Origin of the sequence: Agrobacterium sp. SUL3, assembly GCF_001263295.1 — a bacterium.
GTDB classification, from domain to species: domain Bacteria; phylum Pseudomonadota; class Alphaproteobacteria; order Rhizobiales; family Rhizobiaceae; genus Agrobacterium; species Agrobacterium tomkonis.
The window spans coordinates 1-19820 of record NZ_KQ414512.1; the positions used below are offsets into that span (position 1 = coordinate 1).

Consider the following 19820-nt stretch of genomic DNA (forward strand, 5'->3'; position numbering starts at 1 on the left):
AATGCTGTCCCGGATTTAGTGAAATCGCTGTCCGGGATTTAATGGAATCCCTGTCCGCGAATTACCGAAACCCGCAAACAAACATAGACCGAGTTCCACTTTCCATATCGTTCGTGCATATCGCGGCACGGACAGCCAAACGCGCAGAACATGGAGCATCACGTAAAAATAAGCGGCGGTTGTCATGGGATGGCCAAGACTTGCGACCACGCTCGGTCGGCAACAGCGGTTCGACAATCCGCCATTCCTCATCACTCAAATCACTCTTGAATCACGCTCAGGCTGACTTGGGAATCCACTTTGTCTACAGGGTCAAAATCCGCCGTCAGACACCGAACGAGGCAGATAACTAACACTGCTACGGCTGAAGCCGAAAAGCTTCACTTGGCGCACGACGGATAGCTTATGCTGGCGGTCGATCATTTCTTTCTACCCAACAATCACGCCTTGCCGAGCGCACCGGAAAAATCGTTCTCCAGTGTCAGCTCGCCGATTTTGGCGTTCCGTATTTTGGCATCCACGGTTGGGCCGCCGGTTCCGCCTTCGCTTCATCACCGAAAACGGCTGTCGCCCTCTCAAGGAGCTGGTCTTTGAACTGTTTGATCTGGTTGGCATGCACGTCGAATTGCTGGGACAATTCCACAAGGGTCTGCTCGTCCCTGATGGCGGCGAGTGCCACTTTTGCCTGGAGGAGCCGGCTGTCGTTCCGGGGCGGTCTTCTCGTCATGGTCTCTGCTGTTCGCGGTATCTAAGGCGAATTCAGGCAGAAAGTCCACCAATCCTAGCTGTGCAGATTTCCCGAGCTAACTCTGCCTTTAATCGGCGCATATCGTCGGACAGCAGATCCGCATACTTCTTCCGCTAACTGAAATACGTCCCCAGGCTGATCCCCGCCTTCCGGCACACCATCATCGCCCTGCCTCAAAATGAACGCCTTATAGGCGGCAGAGAATATCGATGCCTTATTGCTTCCGCTCCTTCTTTCAGTCAGGAATCTAGCGTGAAAAACTCCAATCAAGAACGGTCCAGCTCTCGGGAATCAGAGCAACGTAAAGGCGAATTCTTGGAATAGCGATTGGTCGATTGCAGTAACTTCGAGGAAATCTGCTTCCCGATGTATTGAAAACGCAACTCGACATAAATATATGAGAATTTGGAAGCTATTATCGTCAAGATACTGATGCATGCCACCGATGTGTACAGAGAGATATTGGTTTTTTCGTACGTTGCAAATCGCTCAATCGTGAACTTACCGAGATAGATAACTGGCCCATGTAGTAAGTAAACTGAGTAACTTATGCGGCCCAGGTACGATAATAAGTAATTTTCTATACGAAAAAAATTTATCGAGAAGAAAAATATTGCGAAGGCGCCAAAGTATGAGCCGTAAAGCCGGGGTACCATATCGACTTCGACGTGAACACGAGCGTAAGCTTCATGGAAACCTGCCATAGGGTAAACAAATAGCCACCAGATACAAATTACCCAATAAATACTTGCGGTCAATTTGTGCATCGGAACATTATTGAACCGAAGGCGCGCTAGTGCGCCCCAAAACATGAAGCCTAACAAGAGTGGATATTCGCCCATTTTTCCCTGGAATATTGGGTAGTAGTGGAAATACTCTCTGTCCAAGAATGTTAATGTCAAAATCAACGACGTGCATGCGATGACAATTGGTCTCCCAAGTAATTTGGTGGCGAAGAGCGCTAAGCATATGGCATAGAAAACAAGTTCAACTGTTAGCGTCCAGTATGCACCATTAATGAGATCTACAGAAAAAAAGTCTGGAAGCATTGTGGCGTTAATCAAAACATCAGATACGCTTGGTGTTTTTCCCGCAAGCCACTGTTGCGTTATTAAAGAAATTATGATTGAAAGCCAAAATAAGGGAAACAATCGAAAGAAGCGCGATACCAAGAATTTGACGATGCCGGATCCAATCGGTCCGGTAAGGCCGCTGGGTATTACGAAGCCGCTGATTATGAAGAATATTGTTACACCCATCCTCCCGAAATCAAACAAATGTGACACGCTGAGAATCCAGAAGCCACTTCTTTTTAATCCAGACGCGAACCCAGCATAGACTTCGGCGATATGTAGTATCAAAACGAGCGCGACTGCGAGGCCCCGGAGCGAATCTATAAAATCGTAGCGGGGCATTTTTTTCTCTTCTATATTTCTAGGACCTTGACTGGTGATTTGAGTCAGTATTGTGACCGAGGTTTCAACTCGTCATGCAGAAGGTTATCAACGTGCGACGAAATCTTCCTGAGGTATCGGCCATACTCACCTTTTCCCGCTTCTTCAGCGATTTTGAGGAACTGAGCAACGTCAATAAAACCTTTTGAAACGGCAATTTCCTCGGGGCATGCTATTTTAAATCCTTGGCGCTTTTCTAAGGTTCTTACAAATTCACTTGCCTCAATGAGGCTATCGGGGGTACCTGTGTCGAGCCAAGCATATCCTCGGCCCAGAATTGATACTTTGAGTTTGTCGCGTTCAAGATAAATTCTATTGATATCTGTAATTTCGTACTCCCCCCTCGCAGAAGGAGACAAGTTGGCTGCAATTTCAACGACGTCGGCATCGTAAAAGTAGAGCCCCGTGACAGCCCAGTTTGACTGCGGCCTGCTAGGCTTTTCTTCAATTGAAATTGCCTTCATGTTGTTGTCGAACGCAACTACTCCGTATCGTTCAGGATCATTAACGTGATATGCGAAAACCGTCGCTCCATCGTTGACGCTTGTGCCAGCCTGCAGAAGCTCCGGCAATCCGTGACCATAATAGATGTTGTCACCCAGAATAAGGCATGATGGTGAACCGGCCACGAAGTCGGCACCGATCATATAGGCTTGTGCCAGGCCGTCTGGGCTGGGTTGAACCGCGTATTCAATGGAAAGACCCCATTTCGAGCCATCGCCAAGAAGAGATTGAAAAAGCGGCATGTCGTGGGGCGTGGAGATAATGAGGATCTCTCGAATGCCGGCGAGCATCAGCGTCGTGAGCGGATAATAGATCATCGGCTTGTCGTAGACCGGCAATATCTGCTTAGAGACCGCCAGTGTCATGGGGTGGAGGCGCGTGCCGCTGCCGCCGGCCAGAATGATGCCCTTCATGGCGTTTCCTTTCTGCTCTGCGCAAGAACGGTGACCACTGCGCGCGTTGATGTTTGCCAGCTCGGAAGTTTTATTCCGTAGACCTCTTCCAGCTTGCTGCAATCAAGCCGGGAGTTTGCCGGGCGTCGGGCCGGGGTAGGGTACTGTGCAGTCGTGATGTCGTTGACGATTACCGACTTTCCGCCGTTTTCTTCAGAAAATGCGAATATCTGTTTCGCGAAATTCGCCCAGTTCGTTTCCCCGGTCCCGGAAAGATGAAAAACTCCACGGAGACGGATCGAGGAATCGTCCAGGAGTTTCCTTGCGATTGCTACGATAGCGTTGGCGATATCGTTGGCCGAGGTTGGGCATCCAAACTGGTCCGCGACCACATTGATCTCTTCGCGGCTCTCGCTCAGCCGGAGCATGGTTTTTACAAAGTTGTTGCCATACTCCGAATAGACCCATGCGGTTCGCAGAATGGCGTAATTGCCGGTAGCCTCCGAAACGGCCTGTTCGCCTTCGAACTTCGAGCGGCCGTAGATGGAAGTGGGGCCTGTCGGATCGCTTTCGACATAGGGCGTTGCCTTGGTGCCATCGAAAACATAATCCGTAGAAAGATGAATGACGGGAATACCAAGTTCACTTGCCGCCTGCGCGACGGCCCTAGCTCCGTCCCGATTAACGGCAAAAGCGATGTCCGGCTCGCTTTCTGCCTTGTCGACAGCGGTGTAGGCAGCAGCCGATACCACAGCATCGGGCTTTATCTCTCGCAGGGCCTTCAAAACAGTTTGAGGCTGCGCAAGGTCGAGTTCCGGCCGACCGAGAGCCACGATCTCCAGCTCGGCGCTCGCCAGTGCCTGAAGGGCGCTGACGACCTGACCGTTTTTGCCCGTAACTGCCAGCCGCATTCGTTCAGCCCTTCGTCAGAACGCCGAGGCGCTCTCCGGCATAAACACCCTCGCGAAGCGGCTGCCACCACCATTCATTGTCGAGGTACCATTGCACGGTCTTGCGGATGCCAGTTGCAAAGTTTTCCTGTGCTTTCCAGCCGAGCTCGGTTTCCAGTTTCGTTGCATCAATAGCGTAGCGCGCATCGTGACCAGGACGATCGGTAACGTATTTGATGAGGTCGGCATAGGGTTTGGATTGAGGGCGCAGTTCGTCGAGAATGGAGCAGATGCAGTTCACCACATCGATATTCTTCTGCTCGTTTCTGCCGCCCACATTGTACTTCTCGCCGACAAGACCCTTTTGAACGATGAGCCACAGGGCGCGGGCATGGTCTTCCACATAAAGCCAGTCTCGGATGTTCGCGCCGTTTCCATAGACTGGTAGCGGCTTGCCATCCAACGCGTTGAGAATGATCAGTGGAATGAGCTTTTCCGGGAAATGGAATGGTCCATAATTGTTGGAGCAGTTGGAAATGACAACCGGAAGGCCATAGGTGCGCTGCCAGGCTGTGGCGAGATGATCGCTTGCAGCTTTCGAGGCGGAGTATGGCGACGATGGGTCGTAAGGCGTCGATTCTTCGAAGAGACCATTGTCGCCCAGAGAACCGTATACCTCGTCCGTCGAAACATGCAGCATGCGGAAGTCAGACTTTGCGTCTCCCTCAAGGCCGCTCCAGTACTGCCGCGCCGCCTCCAGCATCGTAAAAGTGCCGTTGATATTGGTCTGGATGAAATCAGCGGCGCCGCTTATGGAGCGGTCGACATGGCTCTCGGCGGCAAGATGCATCACATAGTCCGGCTGGAATGTCGCGAAGGCGTCATTCATCGCGGTCCGGTCACAAATGTCGGCCTGAAGGAAGCGGTGGTTGGGTGCATTTTCGATCGGTTTGAGGGAAGCCAGATTTCCTGCATATGTCAGCTTGTCGACGGTTAGAACATCCGCGCCAATCTCGCTCACAAGATAACGTACGAGAGCAGAGCCGATAAATCCGGCGCCGCCGGTAACAAGAACGCGCATCATCAGTTCCCAGTGTTTTGGTAAGTGAAATAGTCGGGCAATTCCGACAAAAGCGGTTGCTTGACGTCCTTCTCGGAAAGCACGCAGCCCTCCAGCTTTGGCCAATTAATGCCAATCGCCGGATCATCCCATTTAACGCCGCGGTCGTTCGCAGCACTGTAGGGCGCCGTCACCTTGTATGAGATGACCGTGTCGTCAACGAGCGTCATAAAACCGTGGGCAAATCCCGCCGGAATCCACAGCTGCTCGCCATTTTCGGGCGAGAGCTCGACAGCAGCCCATTGCCCGAAGGTGGGTGATCCCGTCCTGATATCCACCGCAACATCCAGCAGCCGCCCACGAATACAGCGAACGAGCTTGCCCTGTGCAAAAGGCTCTGTCTGAAAATGAAGTCCTCGTACGGTCCCGGCCTGTGCGGACATGGATTCATTATCCTGCACGAACTCCCCATCTGCTACATTTTCGCGAAACCATTCCCTCTTGAAAACTTCGCTGAAGTATCCCCTGCTATCGCCGAAACGAGCCGGAGTTATCTTTTTCAAGCCTGGTATCGTGAATGCTTCTAGTTGCACTATGCGGATCCTGTCTGGTCTGCCTCTCAAGGTGATATGGCTTTATCGGCAGGGACAGTCAATAACGCTTTATTGATCGCCCACACAAGAGCGACGGAATCTCCGACAAACAACACGCAGACAGCCTGCTCGTTCGTGGCGTGTGTTTCACGTATAGCGAGTGATCTGCTGTCAGCAGAAGTTCGCCGAAGCTAGATCTGCGGACGTGGCCTGATCGCTCCTCGGCTTCGTCAGCTGTTTCAGCGTCCAACGGTGCTATCAAGGTCGACGGCGGGGAGGAAACGGATCTTTGTTTAATAGCCGTCCCGTCGATCGGCGCCGCGCAGAGGTGGATATTGCCGGAAAAAAATCAATCCTATTTCCACATCGCCCGCATCCGCGCACCCACATCGATGCGGATCTGCTGCGCGCTGCGTTCCGAAGCGGCGGCCGAAACCAGGGGCCAGGTCAGTGTCTCAAAAAACTGCAGCAATGTCGCCGGTATGAAGCGGGTTCTGGCGGCGTAAACATGCCGGTCACCCTGCTGACTCTGCCCGCCTGTGAAGAAGCGTTGGGGCGTGATCAGCGACAGGTTGTCCTTGGCGCGCGTCATGGCGACGTAGAGCAGCCGGCGTTCCTCCTCCAGTTCCTGGGTGCTGCCGACGCCGAGGTCGGAGGGGATGCAGCCGTCGACCACATTGAGGATGAAGACGGAGCGCCACTCTTGGCCTTTGGCGGAATGGATGGTCGAGAGGCTCAGATAATCCTCGTCGAGCAGCGGCACGCCGGCCTGATCGCTGGTGGCGTCGGGCGGGTCGAGTGTCAGTTCGGTCAGGAAGCGTTCGCGTGAAGGGTAGCCTCCAGCGATCTGCTCTAGCTGCAGCAGATCGGCCTTGCGGGTGTCCGCATCCTCATGCAGGCGTTCGAGATGCGGCTCGTACCACTGCCGAGCCTGCCCGATCTGGCCCGGCCAGTCATTCGGCGCCTGCCGCAGGCCCACAAGCATTTGTGTGAAGGCTGTCCAGTCATCGCCGGTCTTCGGCGGCGGCGGAATTTCGGCGAGGGCAAGCAGCGGCTCCGGGTCTGTCGCAATCGCATCGAGAATATTGCCAGCCTTCTTCGGTCCGATGCCTGGCAGCATCTGCAGCAGCCTGAAACCTGCGACGCGGTCGCGCGAGTTCTGTGCGAAACGCAGCACGGCCAGCATGTCCTTCACATGGGCGCTGTCCAGGAATTTCAGGCCGCCGAATTTGACGAAGGGGATGTTGCGGCGGGTCAGTTCCACCTCGAGCGGGCCACTATGGCTAGAGGTGCGGAACAGCACGGCCTGCTGTTTCAGCGTTATGCCGCTCTCGCGATTGGCGAGGATCTGGTCGATTATGAAATTCGCCTGCTCGGTTTCATCCTTGACCGTTACGAGCCTTGGGCGCTCGAGCGATACCCGTTCGGTCCAGAGGTTCTTGGTGAAGCGCTCGCGCGCGAGATCGATGACCCCGTTGGCGGCTGCAAGGATCGGCTGCGTCGAGCGATAGTTGCGATCCAGCGTGATGATATCGGCCGCCGGGCTGAAGGAAGCCGGGAAATCGAGGATGTTGCGAACGGTCGCTGCGCGGAAAGAATAAATCGACTGCGCGTCGTCGCCCACCACGGTCAAGCCGCGGCCACCAGGCTTCAGCGCCATCAGCACCGATGCCTGCAACCGGTTGGTATCCTGATATTCATCGACCATCACATGGTCGAAGCGTTTGCCTATATCATCAGCCAGAACGGGGTCGCTGACCATCTGAGCCCAGTAGAGCAGAAGATCGTCGTAATCGAGCACGTTCTGGACCTGTTTGGCCTCGACATAGGCCGCGAACAGTTCCCTGAGTTCGTTTTCCCAGTTGGCAACCCAGGGATAATGCTGGCGCAAGATGTCCTTGAGTGGTGTCTGGGAATTCACGACGCGCGAATAGATCGCAAGACAGGTGCCCTTTGTCGGAAAGCGGCTTTCGGTTTTGGAGAAACCCAGCTCGTGCCGGGCAAGATTCATCAGGTCGGCGCTGTCTTCGCGGTCGTGGATGGTGAAATCGATGTTGAGGCCGATCTGCTCGGCATAGATGCGCAACAGCCGTGCACCAATGCCGTGAAACGTGCCGGACCACGCCAATGCATCTGTCATGATTGCCGAATTTGCCCCGAGGACCTGCTTGCATATCCGTTCGACACGGCGCGCCATCTCGGAAGCTGCGCGCCGTGAGAACGTCATCAGCAGGATGCGGCGGGGATCGGCGCCATTCACGATCAGATGCGCAACACGGTGAGCCAGCGTGTTGGTCTTTCCCGAGCCGGCGCCGGCGATGATCAGAAGCGGACCGGCGACATGTCCATCCACGAGTCCAACCCCATGTTCCACGGCCTTGCGTTGCTGCTCGTTTAGTTTTTCCAGATAGGCAACCGCCATCCTGCACTAATCCTCAATATTTGCCCCAGGCGAAGTTGCCTGCCCGAAAACGGCGGGCGACTGAGCCCGCGCGGCCATTTCGCCTTCGTGCCGCAATGATTAGCAAAGACTCAAACAGCAAGCCAGAACAAATGCTGAACGTAAAGGCCTTGCTGCACAAGTCCGGTTGGCGCCATTACCTGACAGTCGGCTTCCGAAGTCTCTTCTGCGAATGTTGCCTCAGCAGCGGAAGCGGATATGCTGTCGTCGCATTCGCCGGAAATCGGATGAGGCAGTTGTCTCATTGGTTTGAAATAAAGAGATATTTCATGTTTTCCGAGGCGCTTTTTCTGCTTTTTCCGGGAGCGTTGAACCCGATCGGGTTTAACGGTCATTACCACGGAAGAGCCTTATTCACTGGGAGGAAAAAATCATGAGACGACTTAAATTCTGCCTGATCGCTCTGGCCGCAATCACTGCCTCGACATTTGCACAGGCCGAACAGAAAGCGATGAAATCCGATGTCACCATCGCTTCTGACCTCAACTACCTGCTTTATACGCCCAAGGATTACGCCGGCTCGAACAAGACCTATCCTCTTGTCGTCTGGCTGCATGGCGGCGATCAGGGCGGCAGCGACGTCGAAAAGTTACGGTCGAGCGGCTTGCCGAAAATGATAGAGGAGGGACGTGACTTTCCTTTCCTGGTGTTTTCACCCCAAAATCCGAGCGAGGAACTACTTTACCCGATCGAGCGTGTCGCCAGTGTTCTTGAGGCGGTGGTGGCCAACCACCGGGTGGACCGGGAACGGATCTATCTGATCGGCTATAGCCGGGGAGGGTTCGGCGCATGGTCCATGGCAGAGCAGTTTCCTCAAACTTTCGCCGCGGTGGTTCCGATTGCCGGCGGCGGCATTCGGCACTACCTCAATCGAACGAACGAGAAGGCGGCTTTCTGGGCCTTTCATGGTGCAAATGACGAGGTGATCCCGCTATCCGATACGGTGGTGCTTGTGCAACGTCTTAAGGAGCTGAAACGCAATGTTCGGCTTACCGTGTTTGAGGACACGGACCATCAGGCGGTCGAGGGAAAGGTGCTGAACGACGAGGCGATGTGGACTTGGTTGCTTGAGCAGAAGCTTGCGGGCGAAAAAGCATCCTCGAATCCGTAAATACGGGCCGACCGCTGCTTTTTACAGCTGACATTGCCGTTTCTGCCGCGTTTTGCCATTGCAGCGCAGGCTTGCGATAATCTGCGACCCTTTCAGCGAATGCACTTTATAGCTTGACTCCCTACGCGGAGATGGTGCTAATACGCATTAGCTGCTAATACGTATTAGCAGGGAACGAATGCCGGAGGAGGGCATGGCGTGTCCAGTCACAGACGTCTCACGCAGAACGATATCGCCAAGCTTGCCGGCGTCAGCCAGGCAACGGTGTCGCTTGTTCTGAACGGCGCGCCGGCAGCGGTCGCGCGCATCCCGGACGAAACCCGGGAAAGGGTGCAGGCCGTCATTCGCCAGACCGGTTATGTTGCCGATCCGATTGCGCGGCGCATGGCCAAGGGGCTGAACCGGATCCTCGGCGTTTTCACCTATGAGCCAGCATTCCCGAGCGCCCAGGCTGACTTCTTCACGCCCTTCCTGCTGGGCATCGAAGAAGAGGCGCAGCAGCAGGCTTATGATCTTCTGCTGCTGACGAGCGCCGGTGTCGGCGATAACCGCAAGATTTTCTCGGAAGGCAACAGGCTTCGGATTGCGGACGGCTGTCTGGTTCTCGGCCGCGAGTTCGATCGCAAGGAACTCGCCCGGCTGGTTTCGGAAGACTATCCCTTCGTCGCGATCGGCCGGCGTGAAGATGCCGGTGGTCCGGTTCCCTATGTCGGCGGCGACTACGCTGCGGGCACGCGTCAGCTCGTCGAAGACGCCATCGCGCTGGGACACACCAAGCTTGCCTATATCGGCCCGCATGGTCCGGCAGAATCGATTTCCGATCGCTGGCAAGGTTTCAGCGCGGCGCTCGCAGATGCGGCCACGATTGCCCTGCATATCAAGGCGGTCAACCGCCCGGCCGAGAAAATACTTGATGCCATCATTGAGAGCGGGGCCACAGTCGCCTTCTTCATAGAATTGGCCGATGCCGTGCGCGTCGAGGCGCTGGCGCGGGCGAGGGGGCTTGTCGTGCCGGACGCATTTTCGATGATCGTGCTTGGCAGTCATATCAGGGCCGCACGCAGTCCCGTGCGTTTCACCTCCTATGAAATTCCGCGCGAGGAGATGGGGCGGCAGGCAACCGCCATGCTGGTCAACCGCATCGAGACCGGCAGCGCCGGTGGGCAGATCCTTCTCAAATGTGAACCCGTCAAGGGAGAGACGTTGGGGCCGGCCCCGACCGGCTCGGCAAACAAGTCCTCAGTCAACAAAACGGATGTGACGTCGTGAAAGACATGAAAGCAGATATTCTCGTGGTCGGTGGCGGCCTTGGCGGCGTAGCGGCGGCACTGGGGGCCGCACGAGCGGGCAAACGCGTGATCATGACCGAAGAATACGACTGGATCGGCGGCCAATTGACCAGTCAGGCCGTTCCCTCGGACGAGCATACATGGGTTGAACAGTTCGGCATCACCCGGTCCTACCGGGCGCTGCGCAACGGTGTGCGGCAATATTATCGAGACCATTATCCGCTGACGGAAGGCGCGCGCGCGTGGGGTGACCTTAATCCGGGCGGCGGATGGGTGAGCCGCATCTGCGCCGAGCCGCGTGTCAGCCTCGCGGTCATGGAAAGCATGCTGATGCCCTATATTGGCGCAGGTCGCCTGACGATACTCAAGCCCTGGCGTCCCGTCGGGGCCGATGTGGACGGGGACTTGGTTCGCTCCGTGACCCTCCGCCATCGCGACAGCAGTGCTGAAATCGTCATATCGGCGGATTTCGTACTCGACGCCACCGAACTTGGCGATCTGCTGCCGATGACCGGCACGGAATATGCCAAGGGTTTTGAGGCGCAGTCGGACACGGAAGAACCGAGCGCGCCAGAGCACGCTCAACCGGACAATGTGCAGGCTGTCTCAATCTGCTTTGCCATTGACCATGTCGATGGCGACCAGACGATCGACAAGCCTGAGAACTACGACTATTGGCGCTCTTACCAGCCGCATTTCTGGGGTGGTCCGCTCCTCGGCTTCACCGCGCCCCATCCGCGCACGCTGGAGCATACCACCCGCTCCTTCACGCCAAATCCCGATGATAATCCGCTGCTGGTCGATGCCGACCAGCGCAAGGGCGGCGGTGATGAGAATCTCTGGATTTTCCGGCGCATCGCGGCACGGAAGAACTTTGCGCCCGGGTTCTACCAATCGGATATCTGCCTCGTGAATTGGCCGATGATCGATTACATGGATGGCACGATCATCGATGTGACCGAGGAAGAAAAGGCGCGCCACCTCAAGGCGGCGGCAGATCTTTCTTATTCGGTCTTTTACTGGCTGCAGACGGAAGCACCGCGCCTTGATGGCGGGCAGGGGTTCCGCGGGCTTCGGCTGCGCGGCGATATCACCGGCACCGACCATGGGCTTGCCATGGCGCCCTACATTCGCGAAAGCCGCCGTATCAAGCCGGTAACGCGCATTGTCGAACAGGACCTTTCCTATACGGTTCGCGGCGAAAGAGGCGCGGTCCGCTATCGCGACAGCATCGGTATCGGCATGTACCGCATCGACCTGCATCCATCGACAGGCGGCGACAACTACATCGACGTGCCATCCTGCCCGTTTGAAATACCGCTCGGTGCGCTGATCCCGCAGCGGGTGAGAAACCTGATCCCGGCCGGCAAGAACATCGGCACGACGCATATTACCAATGGTTGCTACCGCCTGCATCCGGTCGAATGGAACATCGGCGAAGTGGCCGGGATGCTTGCGGCGCACTGCCTGGAAAATGGCCTCACGCCACATCAGGTGCAGGAAGACGATGACCGCCTGGAAGCCTTCCAGACGCAGCTGACCCGTCAGGGCATCGAAATACGCTGGCCTGATATCGCGGCCTATTAGGACGGCGGTTTGCCGTCTCATCGAACCCATCTTTGGAGGAGGACCGGGAATGAACAATCATTTTAAACTGAAATCCACGGCCTGTGCGCTTGCCCTGATTGGCTCGTTTGCGCTTGCGGGCGGAGCGATTGCGCAGGATGCGGTTAATCTGCGCATGACGATCTGGAGCGCCAACGAGGCGCATCTCAAGCTCTTCAACGAGATCGCAGCCGGTTTCAAGAAGGATCATCCAAATGTCAGCGTGACTTATGAGTCCCTGCCTTTCGATACCTACACGACTGCACTCACCACACAGATCGCGGGCGGCAACGCACCTGACATGGCCTGGATTTTCGAGACGTCGGCTTATGATTTCGTCAAGTCCGGGGCGCTCTACCCGCTGACGGACACACTGAAGGCTGCGCCGGGATATAATCTTGAGGAGGTGGGTGCCGGCGCCACGGAACGCTGGTCGCAGGACGGTACGCTTTACGCCTATCCGTTTTCGACCTCGCCCTTCGCCGTCTTCGTCAATAACGATCTCATCAAGGCTGCCGGTGCCAAGACCCCTGCCGACATGATCGCTGCCGGAGAATGGACGTGGGACAACGCCATCGCAACCGCGTCGGCTGTCGCCAAGACCGGAAAGGGCGGGCTTGTCGTCCGCGATTTCAATTACCAGAGCTGGCAATACCTCACCTCCGTCTGGAATGGCTGGGGGGCTTCACCCTGGAGCGCTGACGGCGCCACCTGCACCATGGCGGAAAAGCCGATGGCGGATGCCATTTCGTTCATCCACGACGCCATCTTCGACAAGAAGGCCATTCCGGGCCCCGGCGAGACGGTCGATTTCTTTGCTGGCAATGCGGCGATGACGATTACTCAGATCAGCCGTGCCTCGCTTCTGCCGAAGGACAAGCCATTTGGCTGGGATCTCGTGCCTCTTCCGAAGGGCCCTGCGGGCGATTATGCGCTGATCGGCCAGGCGGGTATCGGCGTCATGCAATCAGGCAAGAATGCCGAGACCGCGGCGCAATTCGTGGCCTACATGACCAATCCGGAAAATTCCGCCAAACTCAGCCAGTTCTTCCCTTCAGCGCGCAAGTCTTTGCTGAATGCGCAGGTGCTGAAAAAGACGAACCCGCTGCTCAGCGAGGAGCAGATCGAAAAGGTTGTCATCTCCGGCATCTCGACCGGCAAGGTCATGCCCGGCCACACCGGGTTTGCGCAGATCCAGCAGATCGTGCGTTCGAACCTCGACGCCGTCTGGCGGCCGCAGGCCGATGTGGCCGGTGCGCTTCAAAAAATCTGCGGCCAGATCGGGCCGCTCTTGAAGCGCTGAGGAGAAAACCATGGCTGTCGCGCAGGATATTGCCCGTACTCAGGATCGTCCGGCCCCGGCGTTCTGGACCATCGCGCGGCGCGACAGCCTTGCGGGATTCCTGTTCATCGCCCCGCAGCTGATCGGCATCGTCATCTTCGTTCTGATCCCGCTCGGGCTGGTGTTCTGGTATTCGCTGCATGAATGGAATGTGCTCGCCAACACCTTCACCTATACGGGTGCGCAGAACTACCAGATGTTGGTCGAAGACAGCAATCTTCGCGACGTCCTTGGCGCGACGGCGATTTTTTCGGCCGGGCTCGTCGTGTTCAACCTTTCATTGGCGCTGCTTCTGGCCGTATTGCTGAACCAGAAACTGGCTGGCATCGCGATATTCAGGACGCTGTTCTTCTCGCCGGTCGTCGTCTCGCTGGTGGCCTGGACGATCGTCTGGGGGTTCCTGTTGCAGAAAAATGGCGGCATCAACGGCATGTTGCTAATGGTCGGCATCGAAGGTCCCAACTGGCTGCGCGAGGAAACGACCGCGATGATTTCAGTCATCGTCGTCCAGGTCTTCAAGAATGTCGGGCTTAACATGATCCTGTTTCTGGCAGCACTTCAGGGTGTGCCGAAAGAACTCTACGAGGCGGCCCGCATCGACGGCGCGCCCGCCTTCAAGCAGTTTCGTCGCATTACCCTGCCGCTGATCAGTCCGACGATCCTGTTAACCTCGATCATTACGATTGTTGGCTCGCTGCAGGTTTTTGCGCAGATCGCAGTTCTGACCCAGGGGGGGCCAGGTCTCTCGACCACGGTGCTGGTCTATTACCTCTATCAGCAGGCCTTCCAGTTTCATTTCTTCGGCTACGGCTCGACGCTGTCCATCCTGCTGTTCGTGATCGTCGCCGTGCTGACTTTCGCCCAGTGGCAGATGCGCAAGAGGATCGTCTTTTATGAAAGCTGACCTTTCCCCACGCATGCAGGTCGCTCTTTACGGGGTGTTGTGCGTGCTCCTGATCCCGTTCGTCTTTCCGACCTGGTGGATGGTGACGTCATCGATCAAGCCGATCAGTGATATCTTCGCCTTCCCGCCGCAATTCTTCCCGCAAAACCAGGACTGGACGAGCTATTCCAAGGTCTTCGAGTTGCAGCCTTTCGTGCGGCAATACTGGAATTCCGCCTATATCGCAGCTGTCGTGACGGCAGGAACGATGATCATATCGTCCATGGCAGGCTATGCATTTGCGCGGATCCGGTTTCCGGGCGCAAATCTCATTTTCATGGTCGTGCTGCTTGGCCTGCTCATTCCGTCGGAAGTCACGATCGTGCCGCTGTTTCAGATGTTTCTGAAGGCGGGCATGGTCAACACACACTGGCCGCTCATTCTTGTGCCGATCTTCGGTGCGCCCAGTGTTTTTGCCACTTTCGTCATGCGGCAGTTCTTCGTGACGCTGCCCGCCGAGCTCGAAGAGGCGGCGCGTGTCGATGGTCTCGGGCGCTTCAAGATATTCCGCAAGATCGCGCTGCCGCTGGCAAAACCAGCGCTGGCCTCGGTCGCGATCTTCACCTTCCTGCACTCCTGGAACCTGTTCCTCGAGCCCATCGTCTTTCTCTCCAGCGCAGAGATGTTCACGCTGCCGCAGGCGCTGACCCAATATACCGACGCCTATGGCGGACCGATGTGGAATATCCAGCTTGCCGCAGCGACGCTGACGGCGCTGCCCGTGCTCATCGTCTTCGTGATTGCCCAGAAGCAGTTCGTCGAAGGCCTCGCCCATACCGGCCTCAAGGGCTGAAGAACCGGATCTAATCGATGGCTAACGTAACCCTGTCCGACATCCGCAAAAGCTATGGCGCGGTAAAAACCATTCACGGCGTCGATCTCGATATCGGGGACGGTGAATTTGTCGTCCTCGTCGGCCCCTCCGGCTGCGGCAAGTCCACCCTGCTTCGGATGGTCGCCGGTCTCGAAACGATCACGGGTGGTGAACTCAAGATCGGCGAGCGGATCGTGAACGATCTCGATCCCAAGGACCGCGACATCGCCATGGTGTTCCAGTCATACGCGCTTTATCCGCATATGACGGTCGCAACCAATATGGGCTTTTCGCTGGAGCATCGCGGCTCAAGCAAACAGGAAATTGCTGAGAAGGTAAACTGGGCGGCAGAGATCCTTGGTCTCACCGCATTGCTCGACCGTTATCCCCGTCAGCTCTCCGGCGGTCAGCGCCAGCGCGTTGCAATGGGTCGCGCAATCGTTCGCAATCCGCAGGTGTTCCTGTTCGACGAACCCCTCTCAAACCTTGATGCCAAACTGCGCGTCGTGATGCGTGGCGAGATCAAGGCTTTGCATCAGAAACTCAGGACCACCACGATCTATGTGACGCATGACCAGGTGGAAGCGATGACGATGGCTGACAGGGTCGTCGTGCTGAACGGCGGCCGTGTCGAACAGGTCGGCACGCCGCTCGAACTTTACGACCGTCCGGCAAACCAGTTCGTTGCCGGCTTCATAGGCTCACCTTCCATGAATTTTCTGCCCGGCGTGATATCGAAAGCCGGTTTTGAAACCGGCGGTGTGGTCTTGCCATTGCCGGCCGCGGCCGCCGCTTTTGCGGGAAAAGGGGCGACTTATGGCATCCGGCCCGAGCACCTCGCCCTTGATCCCGCGGGCGTACCGGCCGAGATCCTGCTCGTCGAACCGCTGGGATCGGAAACGCAGGTCACCATGACACTGGGTGGTTCGCGGGTGCTCGGCGTTTTCCGCGAACGCATAGGCCAGGCGGTCGGCGAGGAGATAAGGATATCCCCGGCTTTGGACGGCATTCATCTGTTTTCGGACGAGAACGGCGGTCGGCTGAACTGAGCCCCGGCGCGCGTTCAGACAGGTCCGGCCGCGGCGTTGCCATCTCCGCGACCGATCATCTCAAAGAAAGCTACTTTCGAACAGCTCGCCTGAATAGGCGGCATGGGTAACGCCTGCTTCAAGGTCGGCCTTGGTCAGCTCATCCACAAAAACGCCGTTCTGCATCACCAGCACGCGATCGCACATATGGGCGATGACAGCCAGATCATGGCTGACGAGAACAAAGGTCAGATCGCGTTCTTCGCGCTGGTCGGCAAGAAGGTTGAGGATTTCCGCCTGAATGGACACGTCGAGCGCGGATGTCGGCTCATCGAGCAGCAGGATGGGCGGCTCGAGGATCAGCGCGCGGGCGATTGCCACACGCTGGCGCTGGCCGCCCGAAAGTTCATGCGGAAACCGCTCGGCGAAATGTGCGGGCAGGCCGACCTGTTGCAGGGCGGCCGGAACCTTCGACCAGCCATCGCCAAGCCCCATGGAGCGGATCGGTTCGGCCAGAGCCCGGCCGATGCGATGGCGTGGGTGCAGCGAACCGTACGGGTCCTGGAACACCATCTGCGCCAGCTTCAGTTCCTCGCGGCTGCGCACCTTGCCGACCGGCTTGCCGTCGAAGCTGATCGATCCGGTCCACACCGATTCCAGACCCGCAAGTGACCGCAGCAATGTCGATTTGCCGCAACCGCTTTCGCCCACGATACCGAGCGTTTCACCCTTGTTGACCTTAAGACTGACGCCGCGAACCACGTGATTGCGGTTTTCCTTGGCGCCATAGACGACATCGAGCTTGTCTACCGTGATCATCGCATCACCTCCGCATCAATTGCCTGTCGGTCCAGTACCTTGAGACGCCTGACAGGGTTGCGGGGATCGGGCATCGCCGCGATCAGGCCGCGCGTATAGGGATGTTGCGCATCCTCCAGCTTCGTCAGCGTTTCCACGACGCGCCCGCCATACATGACCAGTACCCGTTCGCAGAAGGCCGAGACCATGCGGATGTCATGGCTGATGAGAATGAGGCCCGAATTGTTTTCGCGCACCATCTCGTCCAGAAGCAGAAGCACATCCTTGCGAACGCTGACATCGAGAGCCGAGGTCGGCTCGTCGGCGATAACAAGCTTCGGTTTGGCAAGCAGCATCATGGCGATCATCACGCGCTGTCCCATACCACCGGAAATCTGATGCGGATAAAGTCCCATCACGCGGTCGGGATCGTTGATGCGCACGCGCAGCAGCATATCCCGCGCTGCGTTTCTCGCGGCCTTGCCGGTGAGAGCCAGATGCAGTTCGGCCGCTTCCGCCACCTGTTTTCCGATGGGCAGGACCGGATTGAGCGAATAACGCGGGTCCTGCATGATCAACGCCATCTCGCTGCCGCGGATCGCGCCCATCTGGCGCTCGGATCTGGTAAGCAGCGGCTCGGAGAGGAAGTCCATGCGCTCCGCTGTAACGGTGGCGCTTTTCGGCAGAAGCCGCATGGCGGCGCGGCCGGTCGTGGACTTGCCGGAGCCGGATTCGCCGACGATGCCGACACGCTCGCGCCCGACGTCGAAGTTGACATTGGAAACGGCGGGAATGGAGTTGCGGCCGAAGCGAACGTTGAGGTCGCGGACCGAAAGAATGGGGGAGCTATCAGGAACGGGCATGGCGCGGATCCAGGAGGTCTCGCAGCGTATCGCCGGCGATGTTGAAGGCAAGGCTCGTCAGCAGGATGGCGATGCCGGGCATGACGGCAACCCACCAGTAATCGAGCATGAATTTACGGCCGCTGGAGATCATCGCTCCCCATTCCGGCAAGGGAGGCTGGGCCCCGAGACCGAGGAAGCCAAGCGATGCGGCAGTGAGGATGATGCCGGCCATGTTCAGCGTCAGGCGGACGATGACCGAAGGGATGCACATCGGCGCAATGTATAAAAACAGGATGCGCAGCGGTGATGCGCCATAAAGGCGGGCGGCGGCCACATAATCCGTATTGCGCACGACGAGGGCTTCGGCGCGGGCAAGACGCGCGATTGGCGGCCAGGCGGTCAGCGAGATCGCGATAATCGCCGTGCCGAGACCCGCACCCATGGCGGCCGCAAAGGCAAGTGCCAGCACAAGCGATGGGAAGGACAGCACGATATCGGTGGCTCGCATCAGGATCGCATCGGTTCTGCCGCCGAAGAAACCGGCCATGACGCCAATCGCAAGGCCGATGGGGCCGACGATAACCGAGACCGACAAGACGGTCTGGATGGTGATGCGGGTGCCATAGACGAGCCGGCTGAAAATATCCCGGCCGAATTCGTCGGTTCCGGCCAGATGCAGCCAGCTGGGCGGCTGAAGCGCGTTATCGAGGGCCTGGCGGGCCGGATCGAATGGCGCAATGAGCGGCGCAAAAATCGCGACGAGAACCAGGATGGCGAGGATGGCAAAACCGAACATTCCAAGCGGCTCGTCACCGAGCTTCCTTAATGTCCGGAACGTCGTGGTCGATAGGCGTGACAGGGCGCTGCGGCCGTGAACGCCATTATTCTGGGTGATATCGGTCATCGAGCGACCTCCCGTGTGCGCGGGTCCAGCGTGGTATAGGCCACGTCTGCCAGGAAGTTGAGCATCATGAAGATGAATCCGATGACGATGGTGGCTGCGAGAATGGCATTCATGTCACCGATGAGCAGGGCGTTGGTCATGTATTGACCGATACCGGGCCAGGAAAAGACGATTTCCGTCACCACGGCGCCTTCGAGAAGGTTGCCATAGGAGATGGCGAGAACGGTGATGAGCTGCACGGCGATGTTGGGCAGCACGTGCCGGGTAACCGTGCGTGCCGGGCTGACGCCCTTGGCGCGCGCTGCGATCACATAATCCTGGCTGAGTTGCTCAAGCGTGAAAGCACGTGTCATGCGGGTGATGTAGGCCATCGCCATATAGGCAAGGATGATCGCCGGCAGGATGATGTGTCCGAGCGCGTTCCAGAAGATTTCCGTCTCGCCCGCAAGCAGGCTGTCGACCAGCATCAGGCCGGTTCTGGGTTCCACAAGACCCTCGTAGAACACGTCCACCCGGCCGGGCCCTCCGACAAGATTGAGACTGGCATAAAAAATGACGAGCCCGACAATGCCGAACCAGAAGACAGGTATCGAATGTCCAACCAGCGCAAAGACGCGCGCGAACTTGTCGATGAACGTATCGCGAAACAGGGCTGCTGCAAGACCGAGGGGAACGCCGATGATCGTCGAGATGATGATCGCCAGCGTCGCGAGTTCGAAGGTTGCGGGGAAGGCCTGCGCCAGATCGCGCGTCACGGGATTGCCTGTCAGGATCGCGATACCGAAATCCCCATGCAGCAGACCACGCAAGTAAATGAAGAACTGCTGATAAAGTGGCAGATCAAGGCCAAGCCGCGCCCTCATGGCCTCATAGGCTTTTGGATCGGCAAGCTCGCCGACGATTGCTCCGACCGGATCGGTCGGCATCACACGGCCTATGATGAAGGTGATGCAGAGCAGGATGAAGAGGCTGACGATCAGTTGCAGAAAGCGATGCCCAAGCCCGCGCAGTGAAATCTCCGTCATTGCTGGCCGCACTT

General features: G+C 57.3%; 18 protein-coding genes and 2 pseudogenes. 7 read left to right on the forward strand and 13 right to left on the reverse strand.

Annotation, left to right across the window (positions count from 1 at the left end; translation table 11 throughout):
- Positions 1-71 precede the first annotated feature (71 nt).
- The 9 genes and pseudogenes from AKG12_RS31420 to AKG12_RS30380 form a co-directional block, all read right to left on the reverse strand.
- Positions 72-259 (reverse strand): annotated as a pseudogene (locus tag AKG12_RS31420) (transposase); the annotation flags it as partial.
- 62 nt (positions 260-321) lie between these two features.
- Positions 322-748 (reverse strand): annotated as a pseudogene (locus tag AKG12_RS30375) (IS3 family transposase); the annotation flags it as partial.
- Positions 749-1014: 266 nt separating this feature from the next.
- A complete protein-coding gene (locus AKG12_RS31310; RefSeq protein WP_037092595.1) occupies positions 1015-2163 on the reverse strand; it encodes an acyltransferase family protein in 1149 nt (382 codons plus the stop codon).
- Positions 2164-2207: 44 nt separating this feature from the next.
- A complete protein-coding gene (gene rfbA, locus AKG12_RS21795; protein WP_052820383.1) occupies positions 2208-3119 on the reverse strand; it encodes a glucose-1-phosphate thymidylyltransferase RfbA in 912 nt (303 codons plus the stop codon).
- On the reverse strand, positions 3116-4009 hold the full coding sequence (gene rfbD, locus AKG12_RS21800) for a dTDP-4-dehydrorhamnose reductase (RefSeq protein WP_052820384.1): 894 nt from the start codon (positions 4007-4009) through the stop codon (positions 3116-3118). Before rfbD ends, rfbA begins: the two co-directional genes overlap by 4 nt.
- Before the next feature lie 4 nt (positions 4010-4013).
- The gene (gene rfbB / locus AKG12_RS21805) at positions 4014-5069 is read right to left on the reverse strand and encodes a dTDP-glucose 4,6-dehydratase (protein ID WP_052820385.1); all 1056 of its coding nucleotides are present in this window, start codon (positions 5067-5069) and stop codon (positions 4014-4016) included.
- Between the two features lie 2 nt (positions 5070-5071).
- Positions 5072-5641 (reverse strand): dTDP-4-dehydrorhamnose 3,5-epimerase, encoded by a 570-nt coding sequence (gene rfbC, locus AKG12_RS21810; protein ID WP_052820386.1) that lies wholly within the window; start codon positions 5639-5641, stop codon positions 5072-5074.
- A gap of 355 nt (positions 5642-5996) precedes the next feature.
- Positions 5997-8063, reverse strand: a complete 2067-nt coding sequence (locus AKG12_RS21815; RefSeq protein WP_052820387.1) for an ATP-dependent helicase — start codon at positions 8061-8063, stop codon at positions 5997-5999.
- A gap of 110 nt (positions 8064-8173) precedes the next feature.
- Entirely contained in the window at positions 8174-8437 is a 264-nt protein-coding gene (locus AKG12_RS30380; RefSeq protein ID WP_156316079.1) for a hypothetical protein, read from the reverse strand.
- A 38-nt stretch (positions 8438-8475) separates the two neighbouring features.
- Between AKG12_RS30380 and AKG12_RS21820 the strand changes: the two genes are divergently transcribed.
- From AKG12_RS21820 to AKG12_RS21850, 7 genes are all read left to right on the forward strand, one after another.
- Positions 8476-9213 carry a carboxylesterase family protein gene (locus tag AKG12_RS21820; protein ID WP_052820388.1) on the forward strand — a complete coding sequence of 246 codons (738 nt, stop codon included), beginning with the start codon at positions 8476-8478 and terminating at the stop codon, positions 9211-9213.
- Positions 9214-9411: 198 nt separating this feature from the next.
- Complete coding sequence (locus AKG12_RS21825; RefSeq protein ID WP_052820389.1) at positions 9412-10482, forward strand: LacI family DNA-binding transcriptional regulator; 1071 nt, start codon at positions 9412-9414, stop codon at positions 10480-10482.
- 5 nt (positions 10483-10487) lie between these two features.
- A complete protein-coding gene (locus AKG12_RS21830; RefSeq protein ID WP_052820390.1) occupies positions 10488-12089 on the forward strand; it encodes an FAD-dependent oxidoreductase in 1602 nt (533 codons plus the stop codon).
- A gap of 49 nt (positions 12090-12138) precedes the next feature.
- Positions 12139-13410: an ABC transporter substrate-binding protein gene (locus AKG12_RS21835; protein WP_052820391.1), complete on the forward strand. Its 1272-nt coding sequence runs from the start codon at positions 12139-12141 to the stop codon at positions 13408-13410.
- A 10-nt stretch (positions 13411-13420) separates the two neighbouring features.
- Positions 13421-14353, forward strand: a complete 933-nt coding sequence (locus tag AKG12_RS21840; protein ID WP_052820392.1) for a carbohydrate ABC transporter permease — start codon at positions 13421-13423, stop codon at positions 14351-14353.
- Positions 14343-15185, forward strand: coding sequence for a carbohydrate ABC transporter permease (locus AKG12_RS21845; protein ID WP_006697331.1), 843 nt, complete (start codon positions 14343-14345; stop codon positions 15183-15185). The genes AKG12_RS21840 and AKG12_RS21845 overlap by 11 nt, the downstream gene beginning before the upstream one ends.
- Before the next feature lie 17 nt (positions 15186-15202).
- Positions 15203-16255 carry an ABC transporter ATP-binding protein gene (locus AKG12_RS21850; RefSeq protein WP_052820393.1) on the forward strand — a complete coding sequence of 351 codons (1053 nt, stop codon included), beginning with the start codon at positions 15203-15205 and terminating at the stop codon, positions 16253-16255.
- A gap of 60 nt (positions 16256-16315) precedes the next feature.
- On the opposite strand, the gene AKG12_RS21855 is transcribed toward AKG12_RS21850, so the two are convergent.
- From AKG12_RS21855 to AKG12_RS21870, 4 genes are read right to left on the reverse strand one after another with little or no spacing between them, the layout of a single operon-like run.
- The gene (locus AKG12_RS21855; protein ID WP_052820394.1) at positions 16316-17053 is read right to left on the reverse strand and encodes an ABC transporter ATP-binding protein; all 738 of its coding nucleotides are present in this window, start codon (positions 17051-17053) and stop codon (positions 16316-16318) included.
- Positions 17050-17895: an ABC transporter ATP-binding protein gene (locus AKG12_RS21860; RefSeq protein WP_052820395.1), complete on the reverse strand. Its 846-nt coding sequence runs from the start codon at positions 17893-17895 to the stop codon at positions 17050-17052. The genes AKG12_RS21855 and AKG12_RS21860 overlap by 4 nt, the downstream gene beginning before the upstream one ends.
- Entirely contained in the window at positions 17882-18781 is a 900-nt protein-coding gene (locus AKG12_RS21865; RefSeq protein ID WP_052820396.1) for an ABC transporter permease, read from the reverse strand. Before AKG12_RS21865 ends, AKG12_RS21860 begins: the two co-directional genes overlap by 14 nt.
- Complete coding sequence (locus tag AKG12_RS21870; RefSeq protein ID WP_052820397.1) at positions 18778-19806, reverse strand: ABC transporter permease; 1029 nt, start codon at positions 19804-19806, stop codon at positions 18778-18780. The genes AKG12_RS21865 and AKG12_RS21870 overlap by 4 nt, the downstream gene beginning before the upstream one ends.
- Positions 19807-19820 lie beyond the last annotated feature (14 nt).